The sequence below is a fragment of the Nostoc sp. TCL26-01 genome, assembly GCF_013393945.1.
In the GTDB taxonomy this organism is placed as follows: Bacteria; Cyanobacteriota; Cyanobacteriia; order Cyanobacteriales; family Nostocaceae; genus Trichormus.
Map to the genome: position 1 here is coordinate 1,508,114 of NZ_CP040297.1, position 20,442 is coordinate 1,528,555.

The following is a 20,442-nucleotide window of genomic DNA, read 5'->3' on the forward strand; positions in this document are numbered from 1 at the left end:
TAACTTAGTCATTGGTCATTAGTCATTAGTCATTGGTTAATCACCTTGAGTATAACTAATTACTGACAACTGGCAACTAACTACTGGCCAAAATGTTGAAATCCCTGGCTGAGTTTGAGTACTTGGTCAGGGATTTTTTCGTTTTGATGGTGTAATAGGACTGTTGAACCGGGTGTGATAGTGCCGACAATGGCGGCATTTTGCTCTAAGTGTTCTAATAAAATATTGGCTGAATCTGGGGGTAAACATAAGACTAGCTCGAAGTCTTCACCACCGTAGAGAGCGTATTTGATGGCTTGTTCTGGTGAGAGCCAGTGATTAAATACTTTTGGTAAAGGGATGTTTGCGCTTTCGATGACAGCACCGACTCCACTGGTGCGACAGATTTGTAAGATAGCGTCGGCTAAACCATCACTGCTATCCATGCCGGTGATGGGAGTAAGGAGTGGGGATTCGAGGATTTTCCAGAGGAGGGGTAGAACATCTAATCGTGGCTGGGGACGCTGGTGTGCTGTGATTAGAGCCGTCTTTTCTGTGGTGGTAAGGTCTTTGCCTATTTCGGGGTGTAAGAGCAATTGTAAGCCTGCGTGAGAGGCTCCATGAATACCTGTGACAACGATCGCATCTCCAACTTTAGCAGTAGAACGGCGGATAATTTTCTGGGGGTGGACTTGACCAAAAGCGGTAATGGAAACTGTGGTGATGGGCGATCGCACTATATCTCCACCAACAATTGGAGTATTGTATTGTTGCAGGCATTCTGTCATGCCCTGGTATAAGCTTTCTACCCAACTAACCTCTAAATCTCCTGGAAGTCCCAAAGCTACAGTCATCCCCAAGGGTGAAGCACCCATCGCCGCCAAATCAGACAAATTAGCAGCCGCAGCCCGCCAACCTGCATCTTCTGGGGATGTAGTAATCTGACTAAAATGCACACCGTCAACGAGCATATCTGTGGTGACAACTAAAGATTGTTCTGGTGCTGTCACCAATACCGCCGCATCATCACCAACAATTTCTGGTGGGCAGAAACACTGTAATCTTTCTAAAAGGCCTTGTTCGCCAATATCTTTAACTTTAGTCATTAGTCATTAGTCATTAGTCATTCTCCCCTACACCCTACATCCCTATTCCCCACTCCCTCAAGTTAGGATAGGAATATCGCCTAGAGGGATGTTGAAATGGTCGCTACGCCTGTAAAAAAGCTTACATTTGAAGAATACTTAGCTTATGATGACGGTAGTGGTTTTCACCATGAATTAGTTGATGGCAGACTGGAATTAATGAACCCTCCAACTTTTGAACATTGCTTTATTGCTAAATTTCTAGAACAATTGCTGGATGAAGAAATCAAGCGGTTAGGTTTACCTTGGTTGACTTGTCGAGAAGTTGGGGTGAGGACAGGGAAAAATAAATCTCGGTTAACTGATTTGTGTGTGGCGATGCAGGAACAAGTACGCGATTTGCTGAAGGCTTCGGCTGTATTTGAGTCAGCACCATTGTTAATTGTAGAGGTGGTTAGCCCGGATTCTATTAAGCGCGACTATCGTTATAAGCGGTCTGAGTATGCGGCGGTGGAAGTCCCAGAATATTGGATTGTAGACCCGTTAGAGAGAAAGATTTCGGTGCTACTGTTGGAAGATGGATTGTATGAAGAAACAGTATTTACTGGTGATGAAAAAATTATATCGCGGATGTTTCCAGAAATAGCGATCGCAGTGGCACAGGTTTTAAAAGCAGGTAATATTTAACACTCAGAAATTACTCATACATCTTCAATCCCTTGCAAAAAATTTTGCAAAACAACAGATTCATTATCTTTACGCCAAACAGCAACGATTTCTAATATTGGTGATTGTTCTTGAATATCACGATAGACTACTCCATTTCGTCCCAAATTTTCCACATTAGCTGGTAGTAATGAAATCCCCATTTCCCCAGCAACTAAACTCAAAATTGTTGACATCCAAGCTGCTTCTTGTCTAACTTTAGGCGGAAAACCCGCCTCTTGACAAAGACTATTAATCTGCTTGCGTAAGCTATTTAATAGATGTTCTGGTGGCAAAATAAATTGTTCATTTGCCAATGTCTTTAATGAAATGCTGGTTTGTTTAGCAAAACGATGGTTTTCTGGTAAAACGATGACTAGTTTTTCTTTGAGAATACTCTTGCAATCAAATATATCATTATTTCTTTGGGTATTTTCTAAGTTATGTCGATGAAAGAAGCCTAAATCTATTTCTTGGTGTCGCAATTTCTCAATTTGTTCGTAGGACGGCATTTCATATAACATTATTTTTCCTGCTGGAAACTGTTGGTTGAATTTCCTGATGATTCTGGGTAATAAACTGTTAGACATAGATATATTAATTCCTATATTGATTCGCTCTTTTTCAGCCCGATCTAATTGTTGACATAATTCAAATTGTTGCTCAAATTGATTGATGATGTGACGAGCTACAGTTAAAAACTCATTACCCGCATCTGTTAATTTCACTGGACTTGTTCTGGTTTTAAATACTTGGAACTCTAAGCGTTTTTCTAGAGATGTGATTTCTCTACTCAAAAAGCCTCTATCGATGTTCAAATATTCAGCAGTTCTCGTAATTCCCTGTTGATCATATAAAGCGATCGCATACTTAAATTGTTGCAAGTCTATTTCATATATGCTCATCTATCAGTGACTCAAAATATTTGTTTGTTGAGCATTATATAGCAATCTAAATCGTTTTTGAGGAATTACCTCAACGAAATAGTCATCAACTGTTGTCTAAAACAGGTGATCTGATGAAGGTTTTTTCAGATATGTTGATGACAACAAAACAACTCGTCAAAGAAAAAATAGTAATGGAACTTAATAATCATTCTATCAATAGTGTTTTGATTGTAGGCGGAACTCATGGAAATGAGTTGACTGGAGTATGTTTCGTTAAACGGGTTCAACAACATCCTGAACTAATTCATAGAGCTACTTTTGAAAGCCTAACTTTGTTAGCCAACCCTCAAGCCATTAAAGCCGGAAGAAGATACATCGATAAAGATTTGAATCGCTCCTTTTCAGAGGAAAGTTTAGAGGATGCAAGTCTAGTTAATTATGAAGATTTGTTAGCTAAAAAACTTAATTATTTGTATGGACAGAATGGTAAATATCCTGTGGATTTCATAGTAGATTTGCATAGTACCACTTCGCAAATGGGCGTGACTATTCTTTTAGATGATGATAAGCAATTTAATTTGCAATTAGCTGCTTATTTAAGTTCTTTAGATCCTGAAATAAAAATTTATAGTTCTGGAAGCTCTGGACGTGGTAAACATGGGCTGCGATCGCTTGCTAAATTCGCTATTGGTATTGAAGTAGGTGCAATACCTCAAGGTGTTGTAAACGCAGATTTATTTCTCAAAACTCAAACAATAGTTTACGAAGTTTTAGACTATCTGGAACTTTACAACCAGAATAAATTACCCACATTTACTAATAGTTTTACTTTGTATAAATATCTAGAAAAAATTGATTATCCGCGTAATGAACAAGGAGAGATTACAGCCATGATTCATCCTCAGATTCAGTTTAAGGATTATCAAGCTTTAAATCCTAATGATCCTATGTTTTTAACATTTGATGGTCAAACAATAACCTATGCAGGTGAATCTCCAGCATACCCTATATTCATAAATGAAGCCGCCTATTATGAACAAAGTACAGCGATGTGTTTAACTCAAAAACACCAAATAACAATTTAGAAAAGATTGAAATCTGACGCACCCTATCAACTTAAAAAGCCTTTGCCAATGTTCAAATATTCAGCAGTTCTATTAAGCCCCTGTTGCTCATATAAAGCGATCGCATACTTCAATTGTTGCAAGTCTATTTCATATATGCTCATCTATACAGTGACTCAAGATGTTTGTTTGTTGAGCATTATAGAGCAATCTAAATCGTTTTTGAGGAATTAACTCAACAAAATAGTCATCAACTGTTGTCTAAAACAGGTGATCTGATGACGGTTTTTTCAGATATATTGAGTTTACTTTATAAATAGTCTCTGAAAGAGTTAACAACATATGTCTAAAACATCATCTAAATCTTATGGGTGTTTTGGGTTAATTGGTGGAATATTTATTGTTCTATGGTTATGCTACTTATGCTATATATTCACTTCTTATATATGGTTAGTAAGCAGGTCTGCTACTATTGATTGTAAAAAAATCAAACAGGAATATGTTAGCTGTCAATTAACCCGGAATTATTTGCTGGGATTGTGGACTGATAAAATATCTGAATTACAACTATTAGGAAATGATGTTGAAATCATTGATACTGATGGTGGTGAATTTAGAACACTGTACTTAAAAACAAATAAAGGACGTATCAAGTTTCATCAATACGGTTTAAACGAAGACCCTGATGCTAAAGAACTAGATATTTTATTGCACGATACTAGCAAATCATCTGTGCAAATTAGTCGAGCATGGAATCCACTTTTAGATCCTTTGTGTATTATTCTAAGTCCATTATTGTTTGTAGGGTTTTTAATCGCTTTATACTCAGCTTGTAACTCGTTTATAAAATATCTCGCAAACCAGATAATACGTTTAAGGTGACTTGTGAATCTTAACATAGTAAATGAAAGTAACTTTCTCTACTCTTTGTGAGAAAATAATTCATATTTTCATTCAATAAAGGCTTTATTTTTCATGATTAATCAATCAAATGTTATTGAGTCAATGCCATTTGATTCAGTATATCTCTAGCCTTGGCACACATTTATTTTTTACCAATTCAGTAGGTGTAAAATATGAAAAGACATCAATCCTTATGTGTTAGCTTATTATCTTTAGCATCGTTTCTAGGGTTAGGTGCTAAGGTACAGGCACAGTATGTAGATCCTTGGATCAATCCAGTACCTATATATGGTGGAGATAGAAATCCAATCATACCTGTAGTACCAGACTCTCGCAGTTCTTCGCCTCAAACTTTTCCAAAGATATTGACCATCTGTAATAAAAGCAAACAACGGCAAGTTAATGTGGCTTATGCTTACCATAATGGTCAAAAATGGGTAAAAGAAGGTTGGCGTAACATTCTGCGAGGGCAATGTTCAACGCTCAGTTCTAATGTAATGTCCCAGTATGTTTATTACTATGCTGAGGGAAGTCAGGGAGGAAGATGGACTGGGGATAAAGCATTATGTATACATCCAACACAGACCTTTTCTATTGGTGAGCGTCCCATGAAAGATTGTACTACTCCCTATATACTACGACCATTTGTAGTTGTAGATACTGGAACTTCTCCTCAATACAGAATTACTCTAACAGATTGATTGCAAATAACTGATCTTTTTTAGATCGGGTGGAGAGATATAAATTAGCATTTTCAAGTTCAATATTACCACCCATTTGGACAAAAATGGCTTTATACAAATTAGCAGACAGAGACAATGCCTATTTAGATGCGAGAAGGGCAGCTTATTGGTCTCACCAACAAAACAATTCAAAAATCCATAATGCAGCAGAAAACTTCAAGCCCGCAATCTATCGATAAGAATTGAATAAGCGATCGCGTTTACTGCAAATGCGATCGCTAATCATGTGCCAAAATTCTGGTGAAAGTTGCAAATTCCATTGTTCTGGAGCAAAATTTTCTAATTCTATCAAAAGCACGATCAGTTTGCCATTTTGAGTAATCAGCAGAAATGTAGGGTGCGTCAGTATAAATAATTTATTCATGTAGTTAAATTTTATTACACTGACACACCCTACCAAACTCAAAAAATATTAGAGATTTATCAACTCATATTTAGGGATTAAGCTGTTTGGGGTTGGACTAAGTTTTCTATGCCTTGAGTGACGGTAGCTGATTCAATTTTGTCACCAGCTTTGAGGGTATCGAGAATATCTTTACCTTCCGTTAGATAGCCAAAAACTGAGTAACGACCATCTAAGAGGTTACGTCCGGCTGGGGTGAGTTCTGGTTCAAACAAGAAGAAGAAGACTTGAGAAGAACCACCATCAACTTGGCTTTCTGGACGAGCCATTGCTAATGCCCCAAAGGAAGAGAATGGTAGAACTGGCATATCGAGATAACGACCAGCATCTTCGAGAGTAATGCCGTATGTTGGCTTTTTATCACCTTCGACGAGAATTTCTAAGGGAATAGCCCGATATTTACCTGTCGTGGGGTCGATAAAACCTTGTTCTTTACCTGGGGGATCTCCTGTTTGTAGGACGTAGGATTCTTCGGAACGAGTAAATTCTAACCCGTTATAAAAACCTCGTTGCACCAAATCCACAAAGTTACCAGCAGTTACAGGAGCGCTGTAACCGTCTACCACTACAGTCAAATCACCTTTGTTGGTTTTGATGGCTATGGTGGCGCGTCCTTTGAGTTGAGGCAGATTACTGTACTCGTCAGGAACTTCAAAGGGAAATTCCTTCACCATTGATTCTTCGATTAAAGAGACTAAATTAAGTAATTTGGCCCTTTCTTGCAGAATCTTTTCTTTATCTTTGGCTTGCGTCAGTTCTTCCACTTTCGCTACGCCAGATTTTAATTCATTAATCCAACTCTCGGCTTGAGATTGGCGTTCTTCCGGAACGCTTGCTAGGATTTGTGAAGGTTTATCAAGAATGCGGGATGCTTTACTCAGGTCTTTAGAGACTGCACCCCATCTTTTATTCGCCCGCAGTTGGTTAGAAATATCTTCTAAACTGGCTTGCAGTTCACGGACTGGCTTATTATTTATCGGGAGTGCATAACGTAATAGAGCTTTGCCGTCAGTAATTGCATTTCCAGATGGCAAGGCGGCTCTACTGGAGGGAGTCCAGCCAGCTGTATTTATGCCTAAAAATATTGTTACCAACAGTATTGCCACGAGGCTGTTCTTCAGCCAGGATTTTAATAACTTAAGCATGGAATTGGCTCAATGCAGCATTAAATGGTTGACCAGGCGTAACCCATCAATCATCTTCCCACAGTACGAGCATGAGGAGTCAGGGGAGTGGAGACAAGGGGATAAGGGGACAAGGGGACAAGGAGACAGGGAGCAGGGGAGCAGGAGAGCAGGGGAGCAGGGGAGCAGGGGAGCAGGGGAGAAGAAGAAATGCTAATGACCAATGACCAATGACTATTGACTATTGACCATTGACCATTGACTAATGACCAATGACCAATGACCAATGACTAATTACCTAATTACCACCCTTGAAGGGTACAATAAATGCCGATTGTCTTCCAAATTTTGAAAGCTTCATGATTTCTAGTAACGATTTTCGACCCGGTGTATCAATTGTCTTAGATGGGTCTGTATGGCGAGTGATAGATTTTCTTCACGTTAAGCCTGGTAAGGGTTCTGCCTTTGTACGGACGACCATCAAGAATGTCCAAAGTGGGAAAGTTTTAGAAAGAACTTTCCGGGCTGGGGAGACTGTACCGCAGGCTACTTTGGAAAAACTGACAATGCAGCATACCTATAAAGAGGGCGATGAGTTCGTCTTTATGGATATGGAAACTTATGAAGAGGGTAGACTTAGCGCTACACAAATTGGCGATCGCGTAAAATATCTCAAGGAAGGTATGGAAGTGAACGTCATTCGTTGGGGTGAGCAAGTACTGGAAGTGGAATTACCTAACTCTGTGGTTTTGGAAGTAATTCAGACAGACCCAGGTGTTAAAGGTGACACTGCTACAGGTGGCACTAAACCGGCAACGGTAGAAACTGGTGCAATTGTGATGGTTCCTTTGTTTATCTCTCAAGGGGAACGAATCAAAATTGATACTCGTGAAGATAAATACTTAGGCAGGGAATAGATTTTATCTCTTTTGAGAACAAATCCCGATTTCAATCCCTCACTAGGGATTAAATCCCTGCCAGATATTAATTCAAAATTCAAAATTCAACATTAAGAAAGTCAGATTTTACTTGAGTTTCTGGGTTTGTTGCTTGATTTTGAAGAAGTAGTCTTAGATATTCTTATTTACGGACAGGTTGAGGTAATAAAAACTGTGCCATTGGACTTTAATGAAATCCGTCAACTGCTGGCAACGATCGCACAAACAGATATTGCAGAAGTAACGCTCAAAAGTGATGACTTTGAACTCACAGTCCGTAAAGCTGTCAGTGCAAGCAATTATATTGTGCCAAATAGTCAAGCACCATTGAGCAGTGTGGTTGCTTCGGGATTGCCATCAGTTACTCAGGCTACCCCAACTCCACCAGTATCGGAGGTGGGGACAAGCCGTATTTCTGAGCAGGTGGTGGCTAGTTCTGGTACACAGTCTGGAGCTAAAATAATCGACCAGAAATGGGTGGAAGTACCTTCACCGATGGTAGGGACATTTTATCGCGCTCCGGCTCCGGGTGAAGCGCCATTTGTGGAAGTAGGCGATCGCGTCCGTCAAGGTCAAACTGTCTGTATCATCGAAGCTATGAAGCTGATGAATGAAATTGAGGTTGAGGTATCGGGAAAAGTTATGGAACTTCTCGTCCAAAATGGCGAACCAGTGGAATATGGTCAACCGTTGATGCGAATTAACCCTGATTAAGTATTAATCTATATAACAAGTGAGTCATTACCATCAATGAGTCATTGGTAAAACAGTCAGTTGTGCGGGTTAATCCTGATGAAACAAGCGTTGCCTGTACCTCAAGAAGTGGTGCAACAAGTAGCCGAATACTTCAGCCTGTTAAGTGAACCGATGCGCTTGCGCCTGTTGCACTTACTTAGGGATGAAGAGAAATGCGTACAAGAGTTGGTAGAGGCAACCCAGACTTCACAGGCAAATGTGTCTAAACACCTGAAAGTAATGTGGCAAGCCGGAATCCTTAGCCGCCGCAGTGAAGGGACTTGTGCTTATTATAGGGTGGAAGACGAAATGATTTTTGAATTATGTAATCGGGTTTGCGATCGCTTGGCGACAAGGTTAGAACAGCAAGCCCGTAATTTTCGGGTGCTAAGTAAGAATTGAGGGAAGAGTCAAAAAGTCAATAGTCAATAGTCAATAGTCAACAGTTCAAAAAACTTGATTTTGGTCGCTAGTCCGCACAACGGAGGAAAATACGCAAGCGGCTGGCTCCCTTTGACTATGGACTATGGACTATTGACGACCCTCATTTATGGTTTATTGGTTGAGTGCGTAAGTCCTACTAATGACTCTTAAAGTGGATAATCTTTCTTGAAACTGTCACGAGTTAGGGGCTGTTCTAGTACCACACCTTCACCGCCTAGAACATCTAAAGTTTTACCGTTGATGTCAATGTATACTTTGGCGTTGGGGTTTAAGGATGAGGCGGTGTAGACTACTTGCCCGACACGACCCATCATTGAGGTACTACCGCCACCTTTGATAAAATCTTCAGATAAGTTAACGTGAACTTCGTTATTATTTTCTACTCTCAGCCCTAGTAACTTGGTTCCTTTGGGAATCGTGGTAGAATTGGTTCCTTCTGTTGGGCCTGCTAATAAATTTTCAAAAGCTGTTTCTAAGGCTTGGTTGGGACGTACAGTCGCTACTCTGACTGGTTGAGGAACTAAAGCTACATTTTTATCTGTAGGTTTGAGCCAATAAACGTTAGCTGTTTGCTCTTTTCCCGGTTGTTTGGTTGTAGGTTGTTCTGGTTTTTGGACATTTTGGGATGGATTTGGCTGTGTGGGAGGATTGTTGGTGGGTTGGGAAGTCAACCAAGCTACTCCACCACCTACAGCAATCACGGCGGCTGAGACGGCTGCAATTACACCTGAAGATATACGATTTGATCCTTGTTGGTTATTCATGTTTAAAACCTTCCTGACTGAGGGCTGAGATAGTCTTGTTGTGAAGAGCAGCCTGGTTAAAGACGATACTGACAAATGGAGAGTTTCCAAAAACCTAAAGGATAGCTCTGTAAGTTCAAATGCTGCGCTTTCTCGTTACTAGAGACTTTATTAGGACTTACGCACTCAACCAATAAACCCTTCTGAGGGTGGTCAATAGTCAATAGTCAATGGTCAAAATCAAGTTTTTTTGGACTGTTGACTATGGACTATTGACAAAAAAGCCAGAAAATTTAGTGACACTGCGTAAGTCCTATTTATTTCTAATTCTAGAATTGGCTTGAGGAATTCGTCACCTGTCAGATTATATAACTGTTATTTTTCTGGAAATTCTTAATAATTGAATGGAAAACGCAGAGGAGGGCAGAGAGTTTAGAAGCCTCCGCCCTGAATGGGTTATTTTTTATTGGCTATTGCTGTTGTAATCCATTGTTTGAGTGTAGTAATAACTTCATCAATCGGGATTTCTTGGGAGTTGCGGGTTGCTCTTTCTACAACTTCAACTTTGCCATTACTAATGGCTCGTCCGGTAACAATACGATAGGGAATGCCAATTAAATCAGCATCTTTAAATTTAACGCCAGCTCGTTCATCGCGGTCATCTAGTAAGGTTTCAATTCCCGCTTGATTGAGTTCTGTGTAAAGTTTTTGGGCAATTTCGATTTGTTGAGCATCTTTTATGTTGGGAATGGTGACGATCGCATGATATGGTGCGATCGCTACTGGCCAAATGATGCCGTCTTTGTCATAAGATTGCTCTACGGCTGACTGTGCTAACCGGGATACGCCTACGCCATAGCAGCCCATGACGAGGGGTTTTTCTTCTCCTTGTTCGTTGGTATAGGTTGCACCTAATACTTGGGAATATTTAGTTCCTAGTTGGAAGATGTGACCGACTTCTATGCCTCTGGCGCTTTTTAATGTTTGTTCGGGGTGATGAATGGCGCGATCGCCTGGTCTAGCTTTTCGCACATCTACTATACTTTCTGGTAGAGGAAATTGTTCACCCCAATTTGCCCCAACGACGTGATAATTAGCTTCATTTGCACCTGTAATGAAGTTTTTCAACTCAACGGCTGTTTGATCAACTAAGCGCACAAATTGAGGATGAATTTGTTTATTTTTAGTAATGTAGTCATCAGCAATATCTGGGGCAATGTAGCCGAGAGGTAAAGTTTTTGCTGCCCAAGTTTGTTGTGTTTCTGCACTCGGTACAGTTAAGCTAATAATTGTGTTTGCACCGTAATTAGTGGCTAATCTAGTTAACTCGTTCTGTAATTTTACTTCATTAACTTCTTGATCACCTCGAATACTGACTAATACCAAAACAGTTAAACCATTATCGTAAACTGTTTGATAAAGAACATTTTTGACTATTTGTGTGGGTGAAGCTTTGAGGAACTGAGTTACTTTTTCTATGGTTTCTGTTCCCGGTGTTTCTCGTTTTGCAAAACTAGTAAACTGTGATATTTCCGCATCAGCAGGTAAGGAAACAGCCTTTTCCACGTTAGCGGCGTATTTCCCATCATCTGTGTAGAGAACTTCGTCTTCTCCTGCTTCCGCTAACACCATAAACTCTGTGGAACCAGAACCACCAATTGCACCAGAATCAGCTTCTACGGGACGAAACGCTAAACCCGCACGCCGCAGCATATTGCTGTAGGCTTGGTACATATCTTGGTAGGTTTTTTTCAGACTTTCTTCATCAGTGTGGAAGGAGTAACCATCCTTCATGATAAATTCCCGTCCGCGCATCAACCCAAACCGGGGACGAATCTCATCACGGAATTTGGTTTGCAGTTGATACAAATGTAGGGGTAGCTGACGGTAAGAGCGAATCATATCACGAGCGATCGCTGTAATTACTTCCTCGTGCGTCGGCCCTAAGCCTAATTGTTGCTCACGTCGGTCAATTAGGGAAAACATAATCCCTTCAGCTTTGGTGTAAGTATCCCAGCGTCCCGATTCTTTCCACAACTCAGAGGGTTGTAGTTGGGGAAGTAAACACTCTTGTGCGCCTGTAGCGTTCATTTCTTCCCGCACAATTTGAGAAACCTTTTGCAGCACACGCCACATCAAAGGGAGATAAGCATATATACCACTACCGATGCGACGAATATAACCTGCACGCAGCAATAACTTATGGCTAGGAATCTCCGCATCAGCCGGATCATCCCTCAGTGTGACGAATAACATTTGTGACAGTCGCATCGTTTATTTCTTTACTCCTGATTTTTAACTTTTTCAGCATTCATCCTACACTCCTAAGAGTGAGTGTAGGATGAATGCGCGTGAGTTGACGACAGTCCTCTGACCAATGCCGAAGGCGAGGGAAGAGGACGTGGAGGAAACGAACAATTTCTAAGTTTTTTCTTCTGGTGTCTCTTGCGCTTCAATATATTTTCTAAGAGTAGAGACAGTAACGCCGCCACAACTGGCAACAAAATACGAGCCACTCCAAAATACATCTTTCCAGTAAAACTGTTCCAAGTGTTCTGAAAATTCCTGGCGTAGCTTTCTAGAAGATACAGATTTGAGATTATTTACCAACTTACTAAGTTCAACGTCTGGATGATATTGAAAAAGTGCGTGTACGTGGTCTTCCTCACCATTAAACTCAATCAACTTACAATCCCATTTTTCTAGTAACTCTTCAACTATAGTATTCAGTCTTTTTAGCATATCTGCCGTAAAAGCTTTGCGTCGATACTTAGTCACTAAAACCAAGTGAACTTTCAAGTCACTTACTGACCTTCCTTTAGAAACAAAATCATTTTTCATTTTTTTTGGAATTCATCTGAATATCAGTGTATGCTAAAATAGCAACACTGATTAGGTCGAGTAAGTGAGAATATCCTACCAGTACCGCTTAAAGCCCACAAAACAACAAGCTGAAATAATCGACAACACACTAGATATGTTGCGCTGTCAGTACAATTATCAGATTGGACAAAGGTTTGAGTGGTTGGAGCAAAATCGTTGCTCTATTGATAGATGTTCTCTAATTGTTTGTCATTTACCAGAGTTAAAAAACAAGCCCAATCGCTTTAGCCAACAAGCCTCATTAACCCAACTAAAAAAGGATAGACCTTGGTACAAAGGTATTCACTCTCAAGTACTGCAAGAAGTACCTAAAAAAGTAGAGATAGCTTTTGACCGATGGCTTAAAGGTGATGCTAACGGTAAACGTAGTGGTAAACCAAGATTCAAAGCTAAAGGTCAATATAAAACTTTTATTTATCCGCAATTCAAAAGGGAGCATTTCCAGAACGACAAAATAACACTTTCAAAGATTGGGGTAGTCAAAGTAATTGTTCATCGTCAAATACCAGTTGGTTTTGATATTAAAACTGTTGCTGTTACTAAAAAAGCTGATGGTTATTATGTAACATTGAGCTTAGAGGACAGAACAGTTCCAGCAATTAAGCCTGATTTTGATGGCTTAAATATTGTCGGCATTGATGTAGGATTGATAGACTTCCTTGTTACATCAGACGACGAAAGGATAGTATCGCCTAAATTTTTACGCAAAGCTGAACGTAAATTAAAGTCAGCACAACGCAAAGTGTCAAGACGTAAGAAAGGTTCTAACCGTCGTAAAAAAGCTATTAACAAACTGAGTAAACAACACAAAAAATTAGCTGATACTAGAAAGGATTTTCATTTCAAAACAGCTAAAGCATTACTTGATAAATACGATGTAGTAGCTGTTGAAAAATTGAATATTAAGGGACTTGTTAAAACAAAACTGGCTAAAAGTATTAATGATGCCGGATGGGGACAGTTTATAACCATACTTTCAAACAAAGCCGAAAATGCTGGTTTGAAGGTAATAGCTGTTAATCCCAACGGTACTAGTCAAGAATGTTCTAACTGTAGTCACAAAGTCAAAAAGCCGCTATCTCAAAGAATGCACGATTGTCCTAATTGTAAAGTTAGTTTGTGTAGAGATTTGAACGCCGCTATCAACATCAAGAATCGTGGGACGCACGATCTAAAAGCTCAGATAATGTCCTCATAAAGGAGTCTCTGAGAAGCCATCGCCTCCCTTCGGGTAGGCGATGGGTACGTCACATCACTAATTTCTGTATCAACTACATTACGAAATATCGAGCATGAAGTATGAATTTATTTAGTCAATGGTCATTAGTCATTAGTCAATGGTCATTAGTCATTAGTCATTGCTAAAACTCTTACCCAATCCCCAATCCCCAATCCCCAATCCCCATTACCCAATCCCCAATCCCCAATCCCCATGATTTACCAAGCACAACCACCTCTGGAATTTATTCCGCCGGCGTTTAACCCGCTAGTTTTGCGCTGTGTGCATTTGTTGCTACCGACTTGGTTACGTACTCAATCAGGCATTACCCAAATTGAAGCAGACAATGTGGAGAGTTTGGTAAATCTGTATCGCCAGTTTCAAGATCAGAAAGTCCGGTTTTTGCTGGCTTTTCGTCATCCTAGTACCGCAGATCCATTTTGTTTGGTTTATTTGCTGTCTCGACTCGTGCCAAGGGTAGCACGAGAGCAGGGGATAGGACTACAATCTCCAGTTCATGCTCATTTTATCTACGATCGCGGGATTCCACTATGGGCTGGTGCTTATGTGGGTTGGCTTGCGTCACAATTAGGTGGTACTCCTATTCAGAGGGGTAAGGCTGATTGGACTGGGTTACGTTCGGCGCGTGATTTGTTCGCTAATGGAAAGTTCCCGATGGCGGCTGCGCCGGAAGGTGCTACTAATGGACTATCGGAAATCATCAACGCTTTGGAACCAGGAATAGCCCAAATGGGTTTTTGGTGTGCTGAAGACTTGCAAAAGGCAGGACGCTCGGAACAGGTTTTAATTGTACCAGTTGGGATTAAATATAGTTATGTGGATGAGCCTTGGAATGCGATCGCTCAACTTTTAGATGAGTTGGCAAGTACTAGCGGTTTACCTGTAGATACCAGTTTGCGAAGTAAAAATCCTGATTTAGAGTCACTTTATCCACGTTTGTTGACATTGGCAGAACATTTACTGTCTTTGATGGAAGTGTTCTACACGCGGTTTTATCATCAAAAGCTGGTGACGGTGACGGAAGAAGTAAGCGATCGCAATGAAGTGTTAAAATTACGCTTACAAGCTTTGTTGAATGCAGCTTTACAAATAGCAGAGCAATATTTTAATTTACAACCAAAGGGTGAGTTGAGCGATCGCTGTCGGCGGGTAGAACAGGCTGGATGGAATTATATCTTTAGAGAAGAGTATAAGGATATTAAAGGATTATCGGCTGTAGAGAGAGCATTAGGCGATCGGGTGGCAGAAGAAGCCAATGCGAGAATGTGGCACATGAGATTAGTGGAAAGTTTTGTGGCTGTTTCTGGTAATTATATCCGCGAAAAACCAACGGTAGAAAGGTTTGCCGAGACAGTTTTACTTGTGTGGCAAATGTTAGCAAAACTCAAAGGTGAAAAGTCTTTTCAGCGTCCCCAATTAGGTGAGCAAAAAGTCAAGATTACTATTGGTGAACCTCTATCTGTCTCGGAACGTTATTCGGTTTATAAAGAAAGTCGTTTAGGTGCAAGGCAAGCTGTTGCAGATTTAACGAAGGATTTACAACAGGCGATGGAAAGTTTGCTTTAAGAGATTGAGCAATAAATATCTCACTAACTGATATCTAACCCGCGTATAATAAGTGACATAAATAGGTGTTGTAACTGAAAATTATAACTCCTATAAGTTTACCTAAAGTAACGTGAGTTCGACGACTGGAAAAACCCCTCTCCAAACCTCTCCCCTGCAAGGAGAGAGGCGTTAAAACCATCATTTTTAGTTGATATTTCTGCTCTTTACTCCCCTTTCCGCGTCGGAGAGGGGTTGGGGGAGAGGTCAAAAAAGACTTGTCGAATTCACGTTAAAGTAAACATATTAAGCTATTACCTAACATATTTAACCAACGTAATTTTGTTCAAACAAGAACTTATTCTCTATGCAAATTAAACTAACTATTCAAAATTATCGATGTTTTCCTGAATCTAAACCAGCTCGGTTAATTATCCGAAAAGGCTTCACGGCATTTATAGGAGTCAACAATTCAGGAAAGTCTTCTCTACTAAAATTTTTCTATGAGTTTCGTCTTCTGTTTAAATCACTCTCTGATTTTAATAATTTCACAAACGCCCAAAGAGGAAATTTGCAAATTTTAAATTTTCCTAAAGAAGTTTTAGATCCTCAAGAAGTCTTTTGTAATGCCAATAACCGACCATTAGAAATAAACTTTGAGTTTTTACCAGATGATGGAGAGATGGAACAAGTAATTCCCTTAGAAATAAATATATCACTTTTCAGAAATAATATATACAGTCTGTCAATGAATATTTGTGAAAATTTAAATAATATTAATAAAGAAGATAATCAAATTTATAATAACATAAAAAATTTTATTCAAAATAACGATTATGGAATATCTTTAAATGATATTTCATACATAATAGAAACATTTAGTCATTTAAGTAAAACTTTATATATTGGGCCTTTCAGAAATGCTATTAGTGTACTACCAGTTTTAGACCCTGGTTTGATGAACAGTATAGATAGCAGTCACTTAAGTTACTTTGATATCAAGGTTGGAAGGAGTTTTATTCGTCAATGGAGGCAATTTAAAACAGGTTACAATAGAACAATGAATATAGCTACTCTCGAACTTACTGATGATATTAAACGTATTTTTAACTTTGATAGTTTAGAAATTAATGCGTCAGAAGATGATCAATCTATCAAATTATTTATTAATAGAAAAGTTTATAATCTTTCAGAGCTTGGTTCTGGAATTGCTCAATTTATCTTAGTTATTGTGAATGCAGCTATACAGCAACCTTCGTATATTCTAATTGATGAGCCAGAACTCAATCTCAATCCTGTCCTCCAACTCGACTTTTTGACTACATTAGGTAAATATGCTAGTCAAGGCGTTTTCTTTGCAACTCACAGCATTGGTCTAGCAAGAGCAAGTGCAGAATATATTTATACAGTACGCCAAACATCTCAAGGTAGCGAAGTGAGTGATTATGAAAAAAATCCTAGTCTACCAGAATTACTTGGAGAGTTAAGTTTTTCTACATATAGAGAGTTTGGCTTTAATAAAATTTTACTTGTTGAAGGCCCTAGTGAGATAAAGACTATTCAACAATTTCTCCGAAAGTATAAACAAGACCACCACTTCTTACTTTTACCATTAGGCGGCTCTTCTTTAATTAATGGTTCATTTCAATTAGAACTGGAAGAAATAAAAAGAATCTGTGAAAATATTTTTGCCCTAATTGATAGTGAGCGTTTATCTGTCGATGCAGAACTTAGTAGTGAGAGACAAGCATTTATTAGAATTTGCAAACAAATAGGAATAGATTACCATGTTTTGAAGTATAGAGCTACTGAAAACTATTTTACAGATAGAGCCGTTAAATTAGTAAAAGGAGAAAAATATTCAGCACTTCAACCGTATCAATTACTCAAAAATACTACATACGGATGGGGAAAATCGGAAAATTGGCAAATAGCTAAAGAGATGAATATCCAAGAATTAGAACAGACTGATTTAGGTCAATTTCTTAAAAGATTATGTAATCAGTAGTCTGTTCTTGGTTCAAAATATCTGTTTATTCAAATTTCTGTCTAACTTGATTTAAACTAAGCTTTTTTGCCTTAACCAGGAAATACTTTTGATAAGTCTAAAACTAAATTAGAAAAATATGGCAAAATAACTGACTCATTTGGGAGAAAAATTTGCTTGCGTCGATAACCGAACTTACCTTGTAAATCTTGATAAGGTTCACTATATGTTTCTAAATAGTTATCGACTAAATTAAATATCCAATAATCAGCAATACCTGCTTCTGCATAAACAGATAATTTTGTCTCTTGGTCATATTTCAATGAAGAATCGGATATTTCAACTAACAGTAATATATCGGCAGCAGTGGGATGAGAACTGAGATAATCATCATCTCGATTTTTTACAATTACTCTATCTGGTTCAGGCTCACTATAATATGGGATAGTAATTGGCTGTTGTCCTCGCAGTGTTGCAAGTTCTCCGACTAACTTGTATAGTTCTCGCTCTAAACGAGTTTCGCACACTGCATGAGGTTTACCCTTTGCTGCCATTTGCAATATTTCTCCTTTAATTAGCTCAACTCTGTCATCTTCAGCAAAAAAGCCGAGTTCAATTAAACGATGATATTCATTGATGGTAAAACGTTTAATAGTAGCGAGGCTCATAATTATGATGGGAACTTATGGTTATCTTGATTTTAATCTAGGGTAGAGACGTAGCAATGCTACGTCTCTACGTTGGTATGTTTCTATTCATCTTCCAAATCGGCATCATCTGTCCATTCAGATGTACCCATTTCTGATAATCCTTCGCCATCATCACCAAAGCGGATAATTTGCCCATCAAAAAATTGTGCCAGACGTTGAGCAGCGATCGCCACTTCATCGGTTTCCCATTCTGGTAGGGGTGGTTTGTTGGGTGTTGGGGGTGGAGTTCTTGTCCCTCCGGTATTGGGTGATACTGATTCAGTTTTTGATGATGCTGGTGGTGGTGTGGTTGGCTGTGGTGCTGGGGGTTTGTGGTTGTTGTAATTGGCTGGAGGTGGTTGCTTGACAGTTGAGGAACCATTGCCGTTACCGTTATTACCGTAACTGTTGGCTGGGGGTTCTCTCCTCGTGGTAGGGGAATTTGCTCCGGTGCTTTTTTCTAAGGTTACTTGGACTTCATGATGACAAGTTTGCTGGAAAGCTGCGGCAATCATTGGTAAATCTGATTTAACTTTGTCATGCCACGCAGGTTTGACACCAACACGAGCGATAACACCGTTAAACTCGATCAGATGACACATCTGTCCAAGTAAGGCTTGTCTGGATACCTGTTTAATATTGCTGAGTACCTGCTGCCAAATTTGAGCTAGATCAAATTCGGGAGGGAGATTGGGGGACTCGGTGATTGGGGGGACTGGGAAATGGGGAGACGGGTGGCTGGAGGGAATTTTCTGGGGTGGGGGTGGTTTGTTGTGGGGGGTTTTGTGGGGCTGGTTGCTGTTGTGGGGTGGGGGAATGGTGGTTGGATGTGGGGGTGAGTTGTTGTGGGGGGTTTTGTGGTGCTGGTTGCTGTTGTGGGGTGGGGGTGAGGTTTTGTGGGGCTGGTTTTGGGGATGATGGGCGATAATCGCTGGGGGTGAAGTTTGTCGCAGTTAACTGAATATTGGCGCTGGGTAATAAACCTAGTAATGTTACCTCTAGCCATAAACGTGGTTGAGTGGTGTTTTTTATTTGCAGTTCTGCGGCTTGTAGGTGTTTCTGCCCAAGTAAAATTGTGTTGATGGGCATTGATTGGGCGTTCTCAACTAGTGCTTGCCAGGTTTCTGGGGTGCAAGCAACTAAATCATGGCGATTTGGTGCTGTTTTGGCGATGAGTAAATCGCGGTAGAAGGCGGCTAAATTTTGCAGAATTATTAGCGGTTCTCGGCCACGTTCAAGAATTTGCCGGGTACATTCTAAAACTACTTCTGGAATATCTTGAGCGATCGCCTTTAATAATCCTAATAAATCCCGTTCACTGACGGAACCGACTAAATTCCAGACTTGATCTGGGGTAACTTCACCGGGTAATAATGCTAACTGATCCAGTAAACTTTCGGCATCTCGCAGTCCCCCTTGTGATAACTGGGCGACTAAGGTAACTGCGGTTGAGGAAATGTGAATGTTTTCTTGAAAAGCGATCGCATTTAAATGCTTGACCATCGCCTCTAGTTGAATGCGTCTAAAATCAAACCTCTGACAACGGGAAATAATTGTCGGTAACACCCGTTGGGGGTCGGTTGTGGCTAAAACAAAAACTACGTGTTTAGGTGGTTCCTCTAGGGTTTTGAGTAACGCATTGAATGCCTGATTACTGAGCATATGACATTCATCGATCACATAAACCTTATAGCGACACTGTACAGGGGCAAACTGGGCTTTTTCAATCAATTCGCGGATATTATCTACACCAGTATTACTGGCGGCATCAATTTCGATTACGTCGAGAGTGTAACCCTTGGTGATGCCTTGACAAACATCACAAATACCACAGGGTTTAGCTGTGGGCTTGTCATCTTGGAGACAATTGAGAGATTTAGCGAGAATCCGGGCGCTAGAAGTTTTCCCTGTACCTCTGGGGCCAGTGAACAAGTAAGCAGGCGCAATTTTTGCTGTCTGAATGGCATTGGTGAGCGTAATAGCGATCGCCTCTTGCCCCACCAGTTCAGCAAAACTCTTTGGACGATACTTGTGGTGCAGGGGTTCGTAAGACATGAGTGCAAAAAGTCAATACCTTCTAGGGTTGATTTGTTAAGTTGTCTTGTCTTTTAATTTGCCTACAACCAATCATCAGAATTTTCACCACCAAAGAGTCTTACCATTGGAATTTCTAATCGCCTATGCACTCAGTCAAGTTTAAGGTTAAACCATTTTAAACTTTGCCACCTATATTGTGGACTGTGACATACCCTAGAAGAGACTGTGAAATTCACTGATATAGATTTTATTGACTTGGCTAAGGCGATAGTACAGTGGAATGGCAGTTTGCTGCCACTGTAGGCGAT

20 protein-coding genes are annotated in these 20,442 nt (G+C 39.9%); 10 read left to right on the top strand and 10 right to left on the bottom strand.

Features of this window, described 5'->3' with window-relative positions; genetic code table 11:
* Positions 1-80: 80 nt before the first annotated feature.
* Positions 81-1,085 carry a thiamine-phosphate kinase gene (thiL, locus tag FD725_RS06360; RefSeq protein ID WP_179047344.1) on the bottom strand — a complete coding sequence of 335 codons (1,005 nt, stop codon included), beginning with the start codon at positions 1,083-1,085 and terminating at the stop codon, positions 81-83.
* Positions 1,086-1,181: 96 nt separating this feature from the next.
* On the opposite strand from thiL, the gene FD725_RS06365 reads away from it, so the two are divergent.
* Positions 1,182-1,751 carry a Uma2 family endonuclease gene (locus FD725_RS06365; protein WP_179047345.1) on the top strand — a complete coding sequence of 190 codons (570 nt, stop codon included), beginning with the start codon at positions 1,182-1,184 and terminating at the stop codon, positions 1,749-1,751.
* A gap of 14 nt (positions 1,752-1,765) precedes the next feature.
* Here FD725_RS06365 and FD725_RS06370 read toward each other — a convergent pair whose 3' ends face one another.
* Positions 1,766-2,674: a LysR substrate-binding domain-containing protein gene (locus tag FD725_RS06370; RefSeq protein WP_179047346.1), complete on the bottom strand. Its 909-nt coding sequence runs from the start codon at positions 2,672-2,674 to the stop codon at positions 1,766-1,768.
* Positions 2,675-2,766: 92 nt separating this feature from the next.
* Between FD725_RS06370 and FD725_RS06375 the strand changes: the two genes are divergently transcribed.
* The 3 genes from FD725_RS06375 (at position 2,767) to FD725_RS06385 (ending at position 5,324) form a co-directional block, all read left to right on the top strand.
* Positions 2,767-3,741: an aspartoacylase gene (locus FD725_RS06375; RefSeq protein WP_306296894.1), complete on the top strand. Its 975-nt coding sequence runs from the start codon at positions 2,767-2,769 to the stop codon at positions 3,739-3,741.
* A gap of 321 nt (positions 3,742-4,062) precedes the next feature.
* Positions 4,063-4,602: a hypothetical protein gene (locus FD725_RS06380; protein WP_179047347.1), complete on the top strand. Its 540-nt coding sequence runs from the start codon at positions 4,063-4,065 to the stop codon at positions 4,600-4,602.
* Between the two features lie 194 nt (positions 4,603-4,796).
* The gene (locus tag FD725_RS06385; protein WP_179047348.1) at positions 4,797-5,324 is read left to right on the top strand and encodes a DUF1036 domain-containing protein; all 528 of its coding nucleotides are present in this window, start codon (positions 4,797-4,799) and stop codon (positions 5,322-5,324) included.
* Positions 5,325-5,535: 211 nt separating this feature from the next.
* Here the strand turns inward: FD725_RS06385 and FD725_RS06390 are convergent, their stop codons facing one another.
* Both FD725_RS06390 and FD725_RS06395 read right to left on the bottom strand, forming a co-directional pair.
* Complete coding sequence (locus FD725_RS06390; RefSeq protein ID WP_179047349.1) at positions 5,536-5,730, bottom strand: hypothetical protein; 195 nt, start codon at positions 5,728-5,730, stop codon at positions 5,536-5,538.
* Positions 5,731-5,807: 77 nt separating this feature from the next.
* On the bottom strand, positions 5,808-6,914 hold the full coding sequence (locus tag FD725_RS06395; RefSeq protein WP_179047350.1) for a peptidylprolyl isomerase: 1,107 nt from the start codon (positions 6,912-6,914) through the stop codon (positions 5,808-5,810).
* A 338-nt stretch (positions 6,915-7,252) separates the two neighbouring features.
* Between FD725_RS06395 and efp the strand changes: the two genes are divergently transcribed.
* From efp to FD725_RS06410, 3 genes are all read left to right on the top strand, one after another.
* The gene (efp, locus tag FD725_RS06400) at positions 7,253-7,810 is read left to right on the top strand and encodes an elongation factor P (RefSeq protein ID WP_179047351.1); all 558 of its coding nucleotides are present in this window, start codon (positions 7,253-7,255) and stop codon (positions 7,808-7,810) included.
* Between the two features lie 195 nt (positions 7,811-8,005).
* On the top strand, positions 8,006-8,545 hold the full coding sequence (gene accB / locus FD725_RS06405; protein WP_179047352.1) for an acetyl-CoA carboxylase biotin carboxyl carrier protein: 540 nt from the start codon (positions 8,006-8,008) through the stop codon (positions 8,543-8,545).
* 78 nt (positions 8,546-8,623) lie between these two features.
* Positions 8,624-8,968, top strand: a complete 345-nt coding sequence (locus FD725_RS06410) for a metalloregulator ArsR/SmtB family transcription factor (protein ID WP_179047353.1) — start codon at positions 8,624-8,626, stop codon at positions 8,966-8,968.
* 188 nt (positions 8,969-9,156) lie between these two features.
* On the opposite strand, the gene FD725_RS06415 is transcribed toward FD725_RS06410, so the two are convergent.
* From FD725_RS06415 to tnpA, 3 genes are all read right to left on the bottom strand, one after another.
* Positions 9,157-9,774, bottom strand: coding sequence for a GerMN domain-containing protein (locus tag FD725_RS06415; protein ID WP_179047354.1), 618 nt, complete (start codon positions 9,772-9,774; stop codon positions 9,157-9,159).
* A 435-nt stretch (positions 9,775-10,209) separates the two neighbouring features.
* Positions 10,210-12,024, bottom strand: coding sequence for a proline--tRNA ligase (locus tag FD725_RS06420; RefSeq protein WP_179047355.1), 1,815 nt, complete (start codon positions 12,022-12,024; stop codon positions 10,210-10,212).
* Positions 12,025-12,174: 150 nt separating this feature from the next.
* Positions 12,175-12,594: an IS200/IS605 family transposase gene (gene tnpA, locus FD725_RS06425; RefSeq protein WP_179047356.1), complete on the bottom strand. Its 420-nt coding sequence runs from the start codon at positions 12,592-12,594 to the stop codon at positions 12,175-12,177.
* 64 nt (positions 12,595-12,658) lie between these two features.
* On the opposite strand from tnpA, the gene FD725_RS06430 reads away from it, so the two are divergent.
* The 3 genes from FD725_RS06430 to FD725_RS06440 all read left to right on the top strand — a co-directional run bounded on the left by FD725_RS06430 (position 12,659) and on the right by FD725_RS06440 (position 17,429).
* Positions 12,659-13,834 (top strand): RNA-guided endonuclease TnpB family protein, encoded by a 1,176-nt coding sequence (locus FD725_RS06430; RefSeq protein ID WP_179047357.1) that lies wholly within the window; start codon positions 12,659-12,661, stop codon positions 13,832-13,834.
* A 234-nt stretch (positions 13,835-14,068) separates the two neighbouring features.
* Positions 14,069-15,442 carry a 1-acyl-sn-glycerol-3-phosphate acyltransferase gene (locus tag FD725_RS06435; RefSeq protein WP_179047358.1) on the top strand — a complete coding sequence of 458 codons (1,374 nt, stop codon included), beginning with the start codon at positions 14,069-14,071 and terminating at the stop codon, positions 15,440-15,442.
* 346 nt (positions 15,443-15,788) lie between these two features.
* Positions 15,789-17,429 (top strand): AAA family ATPase, encoded by a 1,641-nt coding sequence (locus tag FD725_RS06440; protein ID WP_179047359.1) that lies wholly within the window; start codon positions 15,789-15,791, stop codon positions 17,427-17,429.
* Between the two features lie 71 nt (positions 17,430-17,500).
* Here the strand turns inward: FD725_RS06440 and FD725_RS06445 are convergent, their stop codons facing one another.
* From FD725_RS06445 to FD725_RS06450, 3 genes are all read right to left on the bottom strand, one after another.
* Positions 17,501-18,076, bottom strand: coding sequence for a Uma2 family endonuclease (locus FD725_RS06445; protein ID WP_179047360.1), 576 nt, complete (start codon positions 18,074-18,076; stop codon positions 17,501-17,503).
* Between the two features lie 83 nt (positions 18,077-18,159).
* Positions 18,160-18,846: a hypothetical protein gene (locus tag FD725_RS32345; protein WP_372726727.1), complete on the bottom strand. Its 687-nt coding sequence runs from the start codon at positions 18,844-18,846 to the stop codon at positions 18,160-18,162.
* The gene (locus FD725_RS06450) at positions 18,770-20,152 is read right to left on the bottom strand and encodes a DNA polymerase III subunit gamma/tau (protein WP_256871864.1); all 1,383 of its coding nucleotides are present in this window, start codon (positions 20,150-20,152) and stop codon (positions 18,770-18,772) included. Before FD725_RS06450 ends, FD725_RS32345 begins: the two co-directional genes overlap by 77 nt.
* Between the last annotated feature and the right edge of the window lie 290 nt (positions 20,153-20,442).

Coding starts and splice junctions, on each gene's coding strand:
- FD725_RS06435 (WP_179047358.1), top strand. CDS start 14,069: ATGATTTACCAAGCACAACCACCTCTGGAATTTATTCCGCCGGCGTTT.
- FD725_RS06390 (WP_179047349.1), bottom strand. CDS start 5,730: ATGAATAAATTATTTATACTGACGCACCCTACATTTCTGCTGATTACT.
- thiL (WP_179047344.1), bottom strand. CDS start 1,085: ATGACTAAAGTTAAAGATATTGGCGAACAAGGCCTTTTAGAAAGATTA.
- FD725_RS06445 (WP_179047360.1), bottom strand. CDS start 18,076: ATGAGCCTCGCTACTATTAAACGTTTTACCATCAATGAATATCATCGT.
- FD725_RS06450 (WP_256871864.1), bottom strand. CDS start 20,152: ATGTCTTACGAACCCCTGCACCACAAGTATCGTCCAAAGAGTTTTGCT.
- FD725_RS06385 (WP_179047348.1), top strand. CDS start 4,797: ATGAAAAGACATCAATCCTTATGTGTTAGCTTATTATCTTTAGCATCG.
- FD725_RS06440 (WP_179047359.1), top strand. CDS start 15,789: ATGCAAATTAAACTAACTATTCAAAATTATCGATGTTTTCCTGAATCT.
- efp (WP_179047351.1), top strand. CDS start 7,253: ATGATTTCTAGTAACGATTTTCGACCCGGTGTATCAATTGTCTTAGAT.
- FD725_RS06410 (WP_179047353.1), top strand. CDS start 8,624: ATGAAACAAGCGTTGCCTGTACCTCAAGAAGTGGTGCAACAAGTAGCC.
- tnpA (WP_179047356.1), bottom strand. CDS start 12,594: ATGAAAAATGATTTTGTTTCTAAAGGAAGGTCAGTAAGTGACTTGAAA.
- FD725_RS06370 (WP_179047346.1), bottom strand. CDS start 2,674: ATGAGCATATATGAAATAGACTTGCAACAATTTAAGTATGCGATCGCT.
- FD725_RS06420 (WP_179047355.1), bottom strand. CDS start 12,024: ATGCGACTGTCACAAATGTTATTCGTCACACTGAGGGATGATCCGGCT.
- FD725_RS06415 (WP_179047354.1), bottom strand. CDS start 9,774: ATGAATAACCAACAAGGATCAAATCGTATATCTTCAGGTGTAATTGCA.
- FD725_RS06380 (WP_179047347.1), top strand. CDS start 4,063: ATGTCTAAAACATCATCTAAATCTTATGGGTGTTTTGGGTTAATTGGT.
- FD725_RS06365 (WP_179047345.1), top strand. CDS start 1,182: ATGGTCGCTACGCCTGTAAAAAAGCTTACATTTGAAGAATACTTAGCT.
- FD725_RS06395 (WP_179047350.1), bottom strand. CDS start 6,914: ATGCTTAAGTTATTAAAATCCTGGCTGAAGAACAGCCTCGTGGCAATA.